The 14,848-nt window shown below is 70.0% G+C and carries 11 protein-coding genes; 4 read left to right on the plus strand and 7 right to left on the minus strand.

From position 1 onward, the window contains the following. Positions 1–65: 65 nt before the first annotated feature. From HNR67_RS14560 to HNR67_RS14575, 4 genes are all read right to left on the minus strand, one after another. Positions 66–989, minus strand: coding sequence for an amino acid ABC transporter permease (locus HNR67_RS14560; protein WP_185002550.1), 924 nt, complete (start codon positions 987–989; stop codon positions 66–68). Then, entirely contained in the window at positions 986–1,672 is a 687-nt protein-coding gene (locus tag HNR67_RS14565; RefSeq protein WP_185002551.1) for an amino acid ABC transporter permease, read from the minus strand. The genes HNR67_RS14560 and HNR67_RS14565 overlap by 4 nt, the downstream gene beginning before the upstream one ends. A 100-nt stretch (positions 1,673–1,772) precedes the next feature. Further along, complete coding sequence (locus HNR67_RS14570) at positions 1,773–2,585, minus strand: glutamate ABC transporter substrate-binding protein (RefSeq protein WP_185002552.1); 813 nt, start codon at positions 2,583–2,585, stop codon at positions 1,773–1,775. A 76-nt stretch (positions 2,586–2,661) separates the two neighbouring features. Continuing rightward, positions 2,662–3,390 carry an amino acid ABC transporter ATP-binding protein gene (locus tag HNR67_RS14575; protein WP_185002553.1) on the minus strand — a complete coding sequence of 243 codons (729 nt, stop codon included), beginning with the start codon at positions 3,388–3,390 and terminating at the stop codon, positions 2,662–2,664. Positions 3,391–3,564: 174 nt separating this feature from the next. On the opposite strand from HNR67_RS14575, the gene HNR67_RS14580 reads away from it, so the two are divergent. Then, positions 3,565–4,236, plus strand: coding sequence for a response regulator transcription factor (locus tag HNR67_RS14580; protein ID WP_185010648.1), 672 nt, complete (start codon positions 3,565–3,567; stop codon positions 4,234–4,236). A gap of 4 nt (positions 4,237–4,240) precedes the next feature. After that, entirely contained in the window at positions 4,241–5,644 is a 1,404-nt protein-coding gene (locus HNR67_RS14585; protein WP_185002554.1) for a HAMP domain-containing sensor histidine kinase, read from the plus strand. A gap of 846 nt (positions 5,645–6,490) precedes the next feature. Here the strand turns inward: HNR67_RS14585 and HNR67_RS14590 are convergent. Together HNR67_RS14590 and HNR67_RS14595 are read right to left on the minus strand one after the other, a co-directional pair. Next, on the minus strand, positions 6,491–8,320 hold the full coding sequence (locus tag HNR67_RS14590; RefSeq protein ID WP_185002555.1) for an alpha-1,3-galactosidase-related protein: 1,830 nt from the start codon (positions 8,318–8,320) through the stop codon (positions 6,491–6,493). A 46-nt stretch (positions 8,321–8,366) separates the two neighbouring features. Next, entirely contained in the window at positions 8,367–9,305 is a 939-nt protein-coding gene (locus HNR67_RS14595; protein WP_312987262.1) for a TAXI family TRAP transporter solute-binding subunit, read from the minus strand. Between the two features lie 70 nt (positions 9,306–9,375). Between HNR67_RS14595 and miaB the strand changes: the two genes are divergently transcribed. Beyond that, positions 9,376–10,854 (plus strand): tRNA (N6-isopentenyl adenosine(37)-C2)-methylthiotransferase MiaB, encoded by a 1,479-nt coding sequence (gene miaB, locus HNR67_RS14600; protein ID WP_312987263.1) that lies wholly within the window; start codon positions 9,376–9,378, stop codon positions 10,852–10,854. Further along, on the plus strand, positions 10,839–11,339 hold the full coding sequence (locus HNR67_RS14605; RefSeq protein WP_246492509.1) for an Rv2732c family membrane protein: 501 nt from the start codon (positions 10,839–10,841) through the stop codon (positions 11,337–11,339). The genes miaB and HNR67_RS14605 overlap by 16 nt, the downstream gene beginning before the upstream one ends. Here the strand turns inward: HNR67_RS14605 and HNR67_RS14610 are convergent. Continuing rightward, on the minus strand, positions 11,336–14,749 hold the full coding sequence (locus tag HNR67_RS14610) for an NACHT domain-containing protein (protein ID WP_185002556.1): 3,414 nt from the start codon (positions 14,747–14,749) through the stop codon (positions 11,336–11,338). The two genes, HNR67_RS14605 and HNR67_RS14610, sit on opposite strands and share 4 nt — an antisense overlap. Positions 14,750–14,848 lie beyond the last annotated feature (99 nt).

A 14,848-nucleotide genomic window follows, 5' to 3' on the forward strand; every position in this document is an offset into this window, starting at 1 on the left:
CAGCCTAACGGCGACGGCCCGCCCCCGGGATGGGGACGGGCCGTCGGTCGAGCTTCGCGGCGGACTTAACCGCCTGCGCCGCCCTCGCCGGTGCGCAGGCCGGTGGCCGCCATCGGGTCGGCGCCGGGCCGCTCCAGGTGGTCGGCCTTGACCCCGCGCGGCGGGCGGCTGCGCCGCGACATCCGCTTCTCCAGCACCAGGGCCAGCCAGCTGAGCAGGCTGTTGATGGCGATGTAGATCAGCGCGATCACCAGCAGGGTCTGGATCAGGTTGTTGTTGTACTCGTTCGGCATGATCCGGAACTGGCGCATCAGGTCGGAGAAGCTGAGCACCGCACCGCCGAGCGCGGTGTCCTTCACGATCACCGCGACCTGGCTGACGATCGCGGGCAGCATCAGCGTGACCGCCTGCGGCAGCAGGATCATCCGCATGGTCTGGTTCTTGCGCAGGCCCAGCGCCATGGACGCCTCGGTCTGGCCCTTGGGCAGGGACAGGATGCCCGCGCGCACCACCTCGGCCAGCACCGAGGCGTTGTACAGCACCAGGCCGGTGACCACGGCGAACAGCGGCCGGTCCTCCCGGCCGACGTCGGTGAAGGCCGCGTAGAACTCATTGGCGAAGACCATCAGCAGCAGCACCGGGATGGACCGGAAGAACTCCACCACGGTGGCCGCGGGCACCCGGACCCACACGTGGTCGGACATCCGCAGGATGCCGAAGAGCGCGCCGATGGGCAGCGCGATCAGGATCGCCAGCGCCGCGGCCTTGAGCGTGTTGAGCAGACCGGGCAGCAGGAACGTGGTCCACACCGTGCTCTCGGTGAAGAACGGGGTCCACAGTTCCGGCCGCAGCTGGTCCTTGACGCCGAGCTGGACGACGATCCAGTACAGCGCCGCGACCATGGCCACGGCGAAGATGATCGTGTAGACGACGTTGCGGGCCTTGGCCTTGGGGCCGGGCGCGTCGTAGAGAACCGAGGGCGCGCTCATCGCTTCACCGCCACCTTCTTGCTGACCCAGCCGAGCACCAGTCCGGTCGGCAGGGTGAGCAGCACGAAGCCCAGTGCGAAGATCGCGAAGACCAGAATGATCTTGTCACTTTCCTTCTCGATCATGTCCGACATCAGCAGCCCGGCCTCGGCCACGCCGATCGCACTGGCCACCGTGGTGTTCTTGGTGAGCGCGATCAGCACGCTGGCCAGCGGGGCGACCACGGCGCGGAAGGCCTGCGGCAGCACCACGATGCTCAGCGTCTGGCCGAAGCCCAGGCCCAGCGCGCGGGAGGCCTCGGCCTGCCCGACCGGCACCGTGTTGATGCCCGCCCTGATCGACTCGCAGACGAAGGTCGAGGTGTAGATGACGAAGCCGAGCACCGCGAGCCGGAAGTTGTTGGTGTCGGTGAAGGTCAGGTCGCCGGGCAGCTCACGGGCCAGCTTCAGGCCGAGCACGCTGTAGAGGGCCAGCGACATCGACACGATGATCAGCGTCAGCGGCGTGTTCCGGATGATGTTCACATAGGCCGTGCCGAACGCCCGCATGATCGGGACCGGACTGACCCGCATGCCCGCGAGCACGGTGCCCCACACGAGGGAGCCGATGGCTGAGTACACGGTGAGCTGCACGGTGAGCCAGAAGGCACCGAGCACGTCGTACTCGCTCAGGAAGTCCAGCATGGTCTCCTCGACCTATGACTTGGGTAGACGGAGGTAAACGAAGTGCCGGGCACGGTGGTCGCCGCACCCGGCACTCCGGGCTCAACTGGAGGTGATCAGCTCACTTCTCGGTGAGGGCCGGCGGCTCGCCCGCCTTGAAGATGGCGCCGAGGTTCTTCTCGATGGCCTTCTTCCACTCACCGGAGGAGTAGAACTTCTCCACCGCCTTGGCGATGTCGGCCTTGCGGGGGTCGCCCTTCTTCAGGCCGATGCCGTAGTTCTCCGTGGTGAAGGTCTTGCCGACCAGCTTGTACTTGCCAGGCTGGTTCGCGGCCAGACCGGCCAGGATGGTGGCATCGGTGGTCAGCACGTCGATGGTGCCGGTGTCCAGGCCGTTGAGGCACTGGGAGTAACCGTCGACCTGCTGCAGCTGCGCCTGGTTGGCGAACTTGGTCTTCACCGTGTCGGCGGAGGTCGAGCCCTTCACCGAGCAGAGCTTCTTGCCGTTGACCGACTCCGGGCCGACGATGTCGGTGTTGTCCGCCTTGACCAGCAGGTCCTGGCCGGTGACCAGGTACGGCCCGACGAAGTCGACCTCGGTCTTGCGCTTGTCGGTGATGGAGTAGGTGGCGGCGATCAGGTCGACGTCACCCTTCTTCAGCAGGCTCTCCCGGTCGGCCGACTTGGCCTCGACCCAGTTGATGTTCTTGGCGTCGACGCCAAGCTCCTTGGCGACGAAGGTCGCCACGTCCACGTCGAAGCCGGAGTAGCCGGTGCCGGTCTTCTGACCAAGGCCGGGCTGGTCGAACTTGATGCCGATCGTGAGCTTCTTCTCGCCGCCACTGCCGGCGTTCCCGCCACCACCGCAAGCGCCGAGGAGGGCGACCGCGGCGGCAACGGCCACACCCGCCTGGAGGACTCGGGTAACGCGCATCTGCTGTCCCTTTCGGATCATCTCAACTACGAGGCGGCTGCCTCGCCCGTTCATCTCGCTGGGGTGCCGAAGCGTTTCAGTGAGTGAGGATCTTGCCGAGGAAGTCCTTGGCCCTGGCCGAGCGCGGGCTGGTGAAGAACTCCGTCGGGGTGGAGTCCTCCACGATCTCGCCGTCGGCCATGAAGATGACCCGGTCCGCGGCCTTGCGGGCGAAGCCCATCTCGTGGGTGACCACGAGCATGGTCATGCCGTCCTTGGCCAGCGTGGTCATCACGTCCAGGACCTCCTGGACCATCTCCGGGTCCAGTGCCGAGGTGGGCTCGTCGAAGAGCATCACCTTCGGCCGCATGGCCAGCGCGCGGGCGATGGCCACCCGCTGCTGCTGACCGCCGGAGAGCTGGGCGGGGTGCTTGTCGGCCTGGTTGGCGATGCCGACCCGCTCGAGCAGCTCCATGGCACGGGTTCGCGCGTCGGTCTTGTTCAGCTTGCGCACCTTCATCGGCGCGAGCATCACGTTCTCGAGGATGGTTTTGTGCGCGAACAGGTTGAACTGCTGGAACACCATGCCGACGTCGGCGCGCAGGGCGGCGAGCTGCTTGCCCTCAGCGGGCAGCTGCTTGCCGTCGACCTCGATGATTCCGGAGTTGATCGGCTCAAGCCGGTTGATGGCCCGGCACAGCGTCGACTTACCGGAGCCGGAGGGCCCGAGCACGACCACGACCTGGCCCTTGGGCACCTCCAGGTCGATGTTCTTCAGCACGTGCAGCGGCCCGAAGAACTTGTCCACGCCCGCCATTCGGATCATCGGCGGAGTGTGGGCGGCCGAGGTCATCAAACCTCCAGAGTCGGCAGAGCACGGGGTGGTGGAACGATGGCGGAAACCTAGGGGTCGGAATCCACACCAGTCCAGGGCACTTGAGTAAGACTTAGGGTCTCAACTCTGTCACGGATGAGCCACGTGAGTCGGGAGGCACCACACGTGCGGGTACTGCTGGTCGAGGACGACGACCGAGTGGCCGAGGCTTTGGAGCCCGCGCTGACCAGGCGCGGCATGGCTGTCACCCGCCTGCCCTCGGGCAAGGGCGTGCTGGAGGCGGTGGGCAATGTCGACGTCGTGCTGCTGGATCTCGGGCTGCCCGACGTGGACGGCTTCGTGCTGTGCCGGGCGATCCGGGCGGCCAGCGACGTCGCGGTGATCGTGGTGTCGGCGCGCGGGGAGGTCGACGACCGGATCCTCGGCCTGCACTCCGGGGCCGATGACTACTTGGTGAAGCCGTATGACATCGGAGAGTTGGTGGCGCGGGTACACGCGGTGCGCAGGCGCCGCGGCGAGGGCAGCGGCACCCCGGGGGCGGCGCTGACCTTCGGCGATGTCGAGGTCCACATGGGACGGTACGAGGTGACCGTGGCGGGTGCGCCGGTCGCGCTGTCCCGCAAGGAGTTCCAGATGCTGGCCATGCTGGCCCAGGCCCGCGGCGCGGTGTGCACCAGGGAACGGATCATCGCCGAGGTGTGGGGCCGGACCTGGTCGGGGGCGAACCGGACCCTGGACGTGCACATCGCCACCCTGCGCACCAAGCTGGGCAGGCCGGATCTGGTGGAAACCGTGCGCGGCGTCGGTTACCGTCTGGCCAGTCCGGCGGAGGGCTGAGCCGATGCGGTCCAGGCTGCTGGTCATCGTGCTGTCACTGGTCATCCTGGTGCTGGTGGGCCTTGGTGTGCCGCTGGCGCTGAACGTGGCCGGGATCGAGCAGCAGAAGCTGTTCCTGGACCGGGTCGGTGACACCAGCCGGTTCGCCAGCCTGGCGCAGAACCCGCTGCTGGCGGACAAGCCGGACCTGATCCGGCCCGAGTTGCAGCGCTATCACCAGGTGCACGGCATCTCGGTGCTGGTCACCGACCGGGAGAACCATTTCCTGGTCAGCTCGGACGACTCGATCAGGGTCGGCGACCCGCGGATCGCGGACCGGCTCAAGCTGGCCCTGGCCGGGCGGGTGCCGGAGACCGAGACCGCGCTGATGCCCTGGGACAGCACGCCACTGGTGCTGGCCGAGCCGGTGCGGGTGGGCGGCGAGGTGCGCGGCGCGGTGGTCACCGTGTCACCCACCGGCGCCAGCAGGCTGCGGGTGCTGCTGTGGTGGAGCGTGATGGCCCTGGCCAGCGTCGCGGTGCTGTGCCTCGGCGTGCTGCTCGCGTTGCCCATCGTGCGCTGGACCCTGCGCCCGGTGCGCCGGCTGGACGAGGCCACCGGCCGGATGGTGGCCAGCGTGGTCAGCGGCCGCCCGGTGGAACCCGTGGGCGGCGACACCGGCCCACCCGAGCTACGCCACCTCACCCGCTCCTTCGACCAGATGGCCGCCAGCGTCAGCGACGTGCTGGCCGCCCAGCGCGCCTTCGTCGCCGACGCCTCCCACCAACTCCGCAACCCCCTCACTGCGCTACGGCTACGCCTGGGCAACCTGGAAGGCCACGTGCACGAGGACTCCGTCGACCAGCACAACGCGGCGATGGAGGAGACCATCCGGCTCAACCAGATCCTGGACGAACTGCTCGCGATGGCCAGGGCGGAGGCCAGCTCGGTGGAGCCGGTGCCCGCCGAGGTGGACGCCGCGGTGGCCGAACGGGTGGACGCCTGGCGGGTGGTCGCGGCGGCTCGCGACATCGCGCTGTCCACCCGGACGGAGCCGGAGCTGTTCGCACTGGCGCCGCCGCGGGGGGTGGAGACGGTGCTGGACGCGTTGCTGGACAACGCGTTGAAGTTCAGCCCGGACCGGTCCTCGGTGGTGGTCAGCGCGGAGGAGGTGGGGGAGATGGTGGTGCTGACGGTCCGGGATCACGGACCCGGGCTCACGGCGGAGGAGCTGGAACGGGCGACGGACCGGTTCTGGCGCTCGCCGAGTCATCAGAACATCACGGGATCGGGGTTGGGGCTGGCGATCGTGCGGCGGGTGGTGGAGCGAGCCGGAGGCTCGGTTCGGCTCGACCTGCCGGAGGGCGGAGGCCTGGCCGTAGTGGTCGAACTCCCAGCCCTAGACCTAGGCCCCGACGAACACGCTTGATCACCCCGAGTGTTGGCCGTTGTCGTACGGGGCAGGTTGGGGTTGGGGGTGAAACCCCACGACGAGGGTTCTCGTGTGTTCTCCGTACGGCCTGGAGCTTGCTGACCGCGCCTCGCCGAGTGGCCCCTGCAACCTGCCGCCGCCTGCCCACGAATCCGCAACGGGGGCCGCTCGGTGAGGTGTGGTTGGCTTGCGGAAGGCCGTGCGGAGAACACGCGAGCCCTCGGAACCACGCTGGGTCCGGCCCCGGCAGCCCAAACCCCGCCCCGCAACCTGCTCATGCCGGTTCTTGATCTGTGCACCCCCCTCCGGTGGTCTGCCCGGCCGGCGAGGCCATCCTTTGTCTTTTGATCTTGATCTAAAACCAAAGTCAAGATCAAGAGCGTCCTCGCCGGACGGGCAGAAATCAAAGGATGGGGGGGGAAAGTCAAAGACAAGAGCAAAGACGTAGTGCTCGTACGGTTCCCCCATCCCCGTCAGCCTTCCGATACCAAACCACATCCCGGGCAAGCGGCCGGTCGCGTTGGTGTTGGTTCGGCGGCGGTTTGTGTTGCGGGCCGCTTGCCCGGGATGTGGTGTGTCCTCTCCAGGCTGACGGGGATGGGGGAACCGCTCGGGGTGTGTTTGAAAAGCCACCCCGGCCGCCTGTTCTCGGGCTTCGCCCGGTCGCAGTGCCTATGGCGTACAAGAACGGCCAACGTGGTGTCACATAACGGCCAACACTCCGTACGACAACGGCCAACACGCGCGGAGGGGGTTCAAACCCGAACCCCTCCCGGCGTGTTGGCCGTTCTTGTACGGGCTGTTGGCCGTTGTCGTACGCCGTGTTGGCCGTTGTGGGCGGAGTTAGTCCGCCACCACCGCGGGGTTGAGGCCGGGGGCGATGTGGTTGTCAGCCACGCGATAGCCGCTGCTGCCGTGGAAGCGGAACAACGGTGCCGTGTATGGCGGTGCGGCGGGGTCCAGGCGGTGGATCTGGTTGGTGGTGAAGTGGAGGCCGGCGGTGCTTTTGGCGTCCAGGACGGTGATGTCGGGGATGGTGAAGTTGTTGTGGGTCACGGTGATTCCGCGGTGGACGGGGTTGGCGGGGTCCAGGACCCGGTTGGTGGGTTCGATGAAGATCGCCGGGTTGCTGGGGCGGGTGAAGGTGTTGTGGCGGATAGTCACGTCGGTTACCGGGCCGGATTCGTACCACTGGTGGGCGTCGGCGGAGATGTAGATGCTGGCCATGGTCATGCCGTCGAAGTGGTTGCCCGCGATGAGCACCGGGCGTGGGGTGGTGACCAGGACGCCTCGGGTGGGCACGTTGCGGAAGACGTTGCCGGTGATGGTGACCGCGGGGGTGTAGGTGGTGTTCTCCAGGACCGTCTCGGCCGGGGTGACGCCTGCCGGGATGGGGCGGTCCAGGGTGACGGTCATGGTGGTGAGGGGTTTGGTGTGGTCTCGGCCGGTGGGGCCGTCTACCGCGCGCACCTTGGCTGGGCCGCCGGGGAGGGGGCGCATGGTGCGTTTGTCGGTGAACTGGACCTCGTCGCCGGGGTGGAACTGGGGGAAGCCCGCGGTCTCGTTGTGTTTGTAGTCCACGCGCACGGTGTCGGGGGCGGGCTGGGCGGTGACTTCCAGGTAGGTGCCGTGCACGTTGATGGGGTCGTCGTGCGGGCCGTCGAAGACGTTGCCGGTGATGGTGACCTTGCCTCGGACGCCGGACATCTGGATGTGGTCGGCGAAGGAGGAGGTGGTGCGGCCCGAGGCGGGGTCGGGGGTGAAGTTGACCTGGTCAATGGTGATGTTCTCGCTGAACTGGCCGACGATGCCGAAGGACTGCAGGTAGTGCGCGGACACCCGGCGCACGGTGACGTCGCGGGACTCCCAGATCAGCGCGCCCGGTTCGGTGCGGTCGGTCAGGCGCATCTGGTAGACGAGGCCGAGGTCGGTGGGGCGGTCCGGGGTCGTGTAGTCGACGCGGATGCGTTGGGCGCCAAGGTCGGTCATCTTGGCCACGTCGCGGAACAGCGGGTTGCTCAGGCGGAAGGTGCGGCGGGCCTTGGGGTCGTGGGCCTGGGTGTACTGGAGTTTGTCCTGGCCGGACCAGTACGGCTGGCCGGTCGTGGGGCTGGTCTCGCCGAGCCAGGTCAGGTGGGTGCCGTCGACCCGGTACGGACTGCCGGGCGGGACCGTGAGCACCCGGTAACCGGGGCCGGACTCGGTGACGGTGGCCTCGACGACCTTGGGCGCGGCGTAGTCGAAGGCGAAGCCGGTGAAGGTGACCCGGCTGGAGCGGATCGCGGCGAAGGCGGTCTGCTGGCCGTGGAAGACCAGTTTCGCGCCGCCGCCGTCCACCGTCACATCGCGCATGTCCTCCACGAGCAGGCCGATCCGCTTGTCCCGGTAGCGCTGGTCGGCGCCGACGGTGTTGGACACGTACAGCTCGCGCAGCTCGGCCTGTTCCGGGTAGAGCTGGAAGGTGCCCCGGCCGAAGACGATCCGGGTCGGGCGGGCCAGGCCCCTGGCGTGCCGGAAGGCCGCGCGGACCGCGGCGGCGGAGTCGGTCCGGCCGGTCGGGTCGGCCCCGAAATCGGTCACCCGGACCATCGCCGTGGGGGCCGCGGCCGCGAGTGTCGGAGTGAGTCCTCCGATGAGTGCCAGTGCCGCTGTGGCAACCGCCAGTCGGTTCATGGGGCTCCTTCGCGAGGTCTGGGCCAGACGTCGGAGCGATCCTGCCCTAGGTCTTGTCCTGCCGGTAGTAGCGCAGGGCCCCTTCATGCAGGTCGATCGGGGCAGTCTCGATCGCCGAGCGGGCGTCAAGGGACAGTGCCACCGCGTTCGCCCGGATCAGGTCCTCCCTGGCCTCGAACAGCCCCTCGGTCAGCGCGGCCGCGGTGTCGGCCGGCAACGCCTCGGTGGCCATCAGGAAGTTGCGCACCACCAGGGTGGTCACCGGCTTGTTGTCCATGCCGTAGCTGGAGGCGGGCACGGTGGCCTGGCCGTATACCGAGGAATATTTGTCCAGCAGGCCGGTCAGCACGTCGCTCAGGTCGATCAGCCGCAGCTTCTGCCGCTTGGCCAGCTCGAACACCGCCCGGGTCGGCAGGCCGCCGGACCAGAAGAAGCCGTCCAGCTCCTTGCGCTCCAGCGCCACGATCGAGTCCGACAGGTCGGTCGGGGACTGACGCAGGTCCGCGGCGGAGAGTTTCGCCTGCTCCAGCAGCCGGTCGGCGATCAACCGGGTGCCCGACTCGGCCGAGCCGGTGCCGATCCGCAGCCCGCGCAACTCCGACAGCTTGGTGGCCGGGACCTCGGCGCGCACGATCACGTGGAAGAAGTCGTCGTGCATCCTGGCCAGCGCGCGCAGCCGCCGGTTCGGGCGCTCCAGACTGAAGGCGCGCACCGCGGCGTCCGCGGCGGCGAAGGCCAGATCGGCCTCCCCGGACTCCAGTTTGCCCAGCGCGTCCACCGAACCCGCGGTGGGCTGCACGGTCGGCCGCGGCATGCCCAGATCCCGCTCCCAGGCCCCGGCCAGCGCGTTGCCCAGCTGGTAGTAGACGCCGGCGGGGCCGCCGGTGGCGATGGTCAGCCGCACGCCCTCCAGCACGCCGGCACAGCCGGCGGAGGCGAGCACGGCGGCCAGGACGAGCAGCAGACTCAGGAGTCGGCGGGGCACCGGTTCATCCTGCCAGGCGGCGCGCTCTACCCTGGACAATCGAACCGGGAAACCGGGAAAGGACGAGCGGGTGACACGCAGCTACCAGATCCGTACCTACGGTTGTCAGATGAACGTGCACGACTCCGAACGGCTCGCGGGCCTGATGGAGGACGCGGGTTACGTGCGCGCCGCGGATGACAACGCCGACATCGTCGTCTTCAACACCTGCGCGGTGCGGGAGAACGCGGACAACCGGCTGTACGGCAACCTGGGACGCCTGCGCCCGGCCAAGGACGCCAACCCCGGCATGCAGATCGCGGTCGGCGGCTGCCTCGCGCAGAAGGACCGCGGCGAGATCGTCAAGCGCGCGCCCTGGGTGGACGTCGTCTTCGGCACGCACAACATCGGCTCGCTGCCGGTGCTGCTGGAACGCGCCCGGCACAACGCCGAGGCCCAGGTGGAGATCCTGGAGTCGCTGGAGACCTTCCCGTCCGCGCTGCCCGCCCGGCGCGACTCCGCGCACTCGGCCTGGGTGTCCATCTCGGTGGGCTGCAACAACACCTGCACCTTCTGCATCGTGCCCTCGCTGCGCGGCAAGGAGAAGGACCGCCGCCCCGGCGAGATCCTGGCCGAGGTGGAGGCACTGGTCGCCGAGGGCGTGCTCGAGGTGACCCTGCTCGGCCAGAACGTCAACTCCTACGGCGTGGAGTTCGGCCAGCGCACCGCCTTCTCCGAGCTGCTGCGCGCCTGCGGCAAGATCGAGGGCCTGGAGCGGGTCCGGTTCACCTCCCCGCACCCCAAGGACTTCACCGACGACGTCATCGCCGCCATGGCCGAGACGCCCAACGTGTGCCCGCAGCTGCACATGCCGCTGCAGTCCGGCTCCGACCAGGTGCTCAAGTCGATGCGCCGCTCCTACCGCGCCGACCGCTATCTGTCCATTGTGGACAAGGTGCGCACCGCGCTGCCGCACGCCGCGATCACCACCGACATCATCGTCGGCTTCCCCGGCGAGACCGAGCAGGACTTCCAGGGCACCCTGGACGTGGTGGCCGCCTCCCGGTTCACCTCCGCCTACACCTTCCAGTACTCCAAGCGCCCCGGCACGCCCGCCGCGACCATGGACGACCAGCTGCCCAAGCAGGTCGTGCAGGAGCGCTACGAGCGGCTCATCGCGTTGCAGGAGCAGATCTCCTGGGATCTCAACCGGGAGCAGGAAGGCCGCGTGGTCGAGGTCGTGGTCTCCGAGGGCGAGGGCCGCAAGGACACCGCCACCCGGCGCCTGTCCGGCCGCGCCCGGGACGGCAGGCTGGTGCACTTCAACCCGGCGGGCGTGGTGGATCAGGAGATCCGCCCCGGCGACGTGGTCACCACCCAGGTCACCTACGGCGCCCCGCACAACCTCATCGCCGACGGCGAATTGCTCTCCCACCGGCGCACCAGGGCCGGTGACAACTGGGCGGCCGGCCGGAAGCCCAAGACCTCCGGTGTGACCCTGGGCCTGCCCTCCTTCGGCGCCCCGGCCACGCCCGAACCAGCGGCGGTGGGTGGATGCGGCAGTCGATGAACGCCGACGCGCAGGACGGACGGGATGACATGGCCGAGTTCGCCGACGAGCTGAAGCAGGTCGAGCGCCGGGTGATCCGCCGGGTCGATCCCGCGCCGCGCAGCGCCATGGTGATCGCGGGCGCGGTGTTCGTGCTGCTGGTGGCCGCGCTGCTGCCCTGGGTCGGCGACGCGGCAGGCTGGCAGGTGCTGCTCGGCCAGACCGATCCGGCGCTCAAGGTCGGCGTGCTGCCCAGGGTCTTCGGCGGTTTCGCGTTGTTCTTCGGCGTGCTGCTGACCGCGCTCACGCTGAGCCTGCGGCTGTGGGCACTGGCCTGGGTGGCCACCCTGGGCTGCTGGCTCTCGGTGATGCTGGGCCTGCTGTCGGTGTGGACCCGGCAGACGGTGTTCCAGGCCCCCGGCCCCGGCCCCGGCCTGTACGTGGCGGCGCTCGCGCTGGCCGTGCTCGGCATCCAGTGGTTCCGCCAGTCCTGGTCCCGCCCCTAACGGCCGCGCCGGGCGAGTAGCCCCCGCGCCTGCTCGATCCGTGCCGGCTCGGCCAGGTCCTCGTACTGGGCGATGGCGTCGGTCAGCCAGAGCCGGGCGTCACTGTCCCGGTCGGCCCATTCGCCCTGCTGCGCCAGCATGTCCGCGGCCCGCAGGTCCCTGCCGGACTTGCCGAACTCCGCCCGCGCCTCGCGCAGCCGGTCTCGGCCCGCCGCAGTGGCCCAGGCCCCGTCCTTGCCCTTCGCGCTGAGGTGCTTGCCGAGCTGCAACAGGGTCTCCGCCCAAGCGGCCAGCGACTCGGTCGCCGCCGGGTGCTCGAGTACCCGGTACAGCTCGCGCGCCCGCCGGAAGGAGGTCGCCGCCTCCGGGAACTCGTCCAGCTCCACGAGCACCGCGCCCCGCAGGTGCAGCAGCCTGGCCAGCAGCAGCTCGTCGCCGCAGTGGTGGGCGTCCTGGACAGCCGTGGCCAGCACCAGCTCCGCGATGCGCTGCCGGTTGGCCTCGTACAGCTCCCAGGCGACCCGGTGGCCGTTCTCGGCTGCGGTGGTGAACCCGCCCCGCTCGCGCAGGGTGGCCAGCGCCTGCCGTAGCAGCTCCACCGCCTCGCCGTACTTCTGGCGCGCCAGCAGGCAGTAGCTGATCCCGAGCAGCGCGTGGGCCTCGGCCACCGCGGAATCCGCCTGTCGCGCGGCCGTGGCGGCGCGGTGGAACAGTGTGCTGGCCGCGTCCGGGTCGTGCGGCAGGGTGAGCCGGCCCAGCCTGCCCAGGGTGTCCGTCTGGCAGTCCGGGCAATCCGGCCAGGCGGCGTGGTGCTGGAGCAGTCCGGTCAGCCCGTGCCGCGCCAGCAGCTCGTCACACTCCGGCCCTAGCCCCCACTCGCGCAGTGGGGACAGCGTGATCCGGCACAGGTCAACCAGGTGCTCGCCGCCGTCCCGCAGGCAGGCCAGCACGTTGTGCCGCTCGGCGTGCAGCAGCCGCCAGCCGTCCGGGCCCAGCGGCAGCACCCGCGCCTGGGGGGAGTGCGGACAGGGCGGGTCGGCCAGGTGTGCGGTGAACAGGTCCAGGTAGGCGCGCTGGAGATCGGCGCGCACCCGGGTGGGCAGGCCCGGTGGGTCGAGCGCGGCGGAGACCTCGGCGATGGCGGTGCGTCCGGCCCGCCAGCGGTACCGGTCGCCGTCCCGCCCGAGCAGTTCCAGCCGGACACAGCGGTGGAGCCGGTCCCGGGCCTGCTGCTCGGTCAGCTCGTCCAGCCGGGCCGCGATGGCGACGGTGAAGTCGGGGCCGGGGTGCAGGGCCAGCCGCCGGAGCAGGCGCCGGTGCGGCTCGTCCAGCGACCGGTAGGCGGCCAGGGCCGCGCGGCGCAGCAGCCAGTCGCGCAGGGTGGCGTGCCGGAACCGGTAGATCGCGCCCTCCTGGCGCAGCACGTCCGCGGCGGTCATGGCGTCCAGGAACGGGATCAGCCGCGCGGGCAGTCGCCTGGTCAGGGCCAGTGAGACGCGGGTGGCGGCGAACCAGGGCCATTCCGCCCTGGTGCACACCGCCGCCGCGGCCACCAGCACCGCGACCAGGCTCGCCAGTCCCGCGTGCTCACCGAACCTGGCCAGCAGAGGGAAGCCCACCCGGCTTATCTCGACCTGGGCCGCGGCGAGCTGGACCAGCAGCACCAGCCCGGCCGCTCCGCCCAGCAGGCACAGCAGCGACCAGCGGCGGTCGGTGGCCAGGCTGTGCCTCGGGTTGACCGCCTTGCCGGGATCGGTGGCCAGGTGCGGGGCCAGCTCACCGGGCCAGTGGCCGAGGGCCTGGAACCGCACCCGGTCGGAGTCGTCCTCCGTCACCAGCGCCAGCAGGCCGCCCAGGAACAGCCCGACCAGCACACTGAGCATGGTCAGCATCAGGTACGGATCGGCCACGAGCATGTTGGGCATCAGGCCGCCGCCGCTGAGGGCCTGCCGGACCAGCTCTGGGAAGTACAACGAGATCAGCCACAGCAGCCCGCCGAACCCCCAGACGGCCAGGGCACCCACCACCAGGCCGCGGGCGAACCGGCGCCACCGGCCGGAACGGGTCGCCCGCCAGCGATCCCGCAGCCAGGACCTGACCTCGGCCAGGGTGATCGTCCGCTGCGGCGTGCCGGGTGGGCGGAAGGACTCGGGTTCCAGCCAGGTGGGTGGCCGTCGTCTGCCGAGCATCGCCCGGCGCAGCTCCCACCAGCGGAACTCCTGGGTGTCCTGGCGTTCCAGGTGCCGGGCCAGGAAGGTCAGCCAGGCCAGCACCGAGCGCTCCGGGTGGTCGCGGTCCTCGGGCAGGCGTTGCCTGCGGTGCAACGTGGTCGGCAGCCAGGCGGCCAGCACGTGGTCCTCGATGGCCTCGGCCGTGGGCAGCGCGGCGAGTTCGGCCGGATCGCGGTCGGGGTCGTGCCGGTGGTAGACCTCGGCGGCCAGCGCGACCAGCAGTGGCCGGGTCAGCATCCGGGCCAGTGCCGAGTCGGGATCCTTGCGGCACAACGAGAACAGCCGCTCCCAGCTGGCCAGTTGCCGGGCGGAGGCTTCCCGGCGCAGGACGCGCGCGATGTCCGGGACCTCGATCGGGCGCAGGGTGAACACGGTGTCCACCGGCAGCCGGGGCGCGGCGGTGCGGCAGGTCAGGATCAGCGGCGAGCCCTCGGGTAGCGCGTCCCGCAGCGCCGCGCCCAGTGCGGTCCGCGGGCCGTCGGGCAGTTCGTCCAGGCCGTCCACCACCGGGAAGACCCGCTTGTGCAGCACCAGATGCCGGGCCAGGGTGATCCCGGCGGTGGTCCGGCGGGACAGCGCGCGGTGCTCGGTGCGGAGCTGGCGTTCCAGCCAGTGCGGCACCGGTTCGCCCTCGGTCCAGGAGGAGGCGGAGACCAGCACCGGCACCGGCTCGCGGTCCGCGCGTTCCGACAGCCAGGCGTAGGCCAGCCGACGGGCCAGCGAGGACTTCCCGGCGCCCGCGGGTCCGATGATCAGCACCCTGGCCCGCTGTTCGCGCAGTCGCTGCGCGGTCTCCGCGATCTGCGCGAGGGTGGTGCGGCGCAGCCGGAATCGCGGATCGGGTTCGACCGGGTGGTAGGAGCTGACCGCCCACGGCACCTCGAACAGTCGTCCGGATTGCAGGCCGCGGTGGTTCAACGCCTTGTCCCACAAGACTTCCGAGGTCTGGGCCAGTTCGGTCACCGCGGCCTCGACCTCGGCCGGGCCAGCCGGGTCGCGTCCGGCCCAGGTGACGTAACCGGCGATCGCGGCGCTGACCGTGATCAGCACACCGACACCCAGCCAGGCCCACGGGTTGTCCCGCAACGCGGTCGCCTGGCCGATCAGCACGGTCAGCGTGGTCCCGGCCCCGGCGGCCAGCACGGCCGCGACCACCCGGTGCCAACCCCGCCCAGCCACCCGACCTCCCGGTAGTCATCCGACTACCCTCCGCAGTGTGCCAGATCGCGTGCTGCCCGTAAAACGTCAATGCCGTAAAAAGTAAATTCTGTTCGGCCC

The sequence above is a fragment of the Crossiella cryophila genome (assembly GCF_014204915.1).
In the GTDB taxonomy this organism is placed as follows: domain Bacteria; phylum Actinomycetota; class Actinomycetes; order Mycobacteriales; family Pseudonocardiaceae; genus Crossiella; species Crossiella cryophila.

Excerpts from the sequence above, each read along its gene's own strand:
- HNR67_RS14590 (WP_185002555.1), bottom strand. The coding sequence starts at position 8,320 with ATGAACCGACTGGCGGTTGCCACAGCGGCACTGGCACTCATCGGAGGA.
- HNR67_RS14570 (WP_185002552.1), bottom strand. The coding sequence starts at position 2,585 with ATGCGCGTTACCCGAGTCCTCCAGGCGGGTGTGGCCGTTGCCGCCGCG.
- HNR67_RS14575 (WP_185002553.1), bottom strand. The coding sequence starts at position 3,390 with ATGATCCGAATGGCGGGCGTGGACAAGTTCTTCGGGCCGCTGCACGTG.
- HNR67_RS14605 (WP_246492509.1), top strand. The coding sequence starts at position 10,839 with ATGCGGCAGTCGATGAACGCCGACGCGCAGGACGGACGGGATGACATG.
- HNR67_RS14560 (WP_185002550.1), bottom strand. The coding sequence starts at position 989 with ATGAGCGCGCCCTCGGTTCTCTACGACGCGCCCGGCCCCAAGGCCAAG.
- HNR67_RS14585 (WP_185002554.1), top strand. The coding sequence starts at position 4,241 with ATGCGGTCCAGGCTGCTGGTCATCGTGCTGTCACTGGTCATCCTGGTG.
- HNR67_RS14565 (WP_185002551.1), bottom strand. The coding sequence starts at position 1,672 with ATGCTGGACTTCCTGAGCGAGTACGACGTGCTCGGTGCCTTCTGGCTC.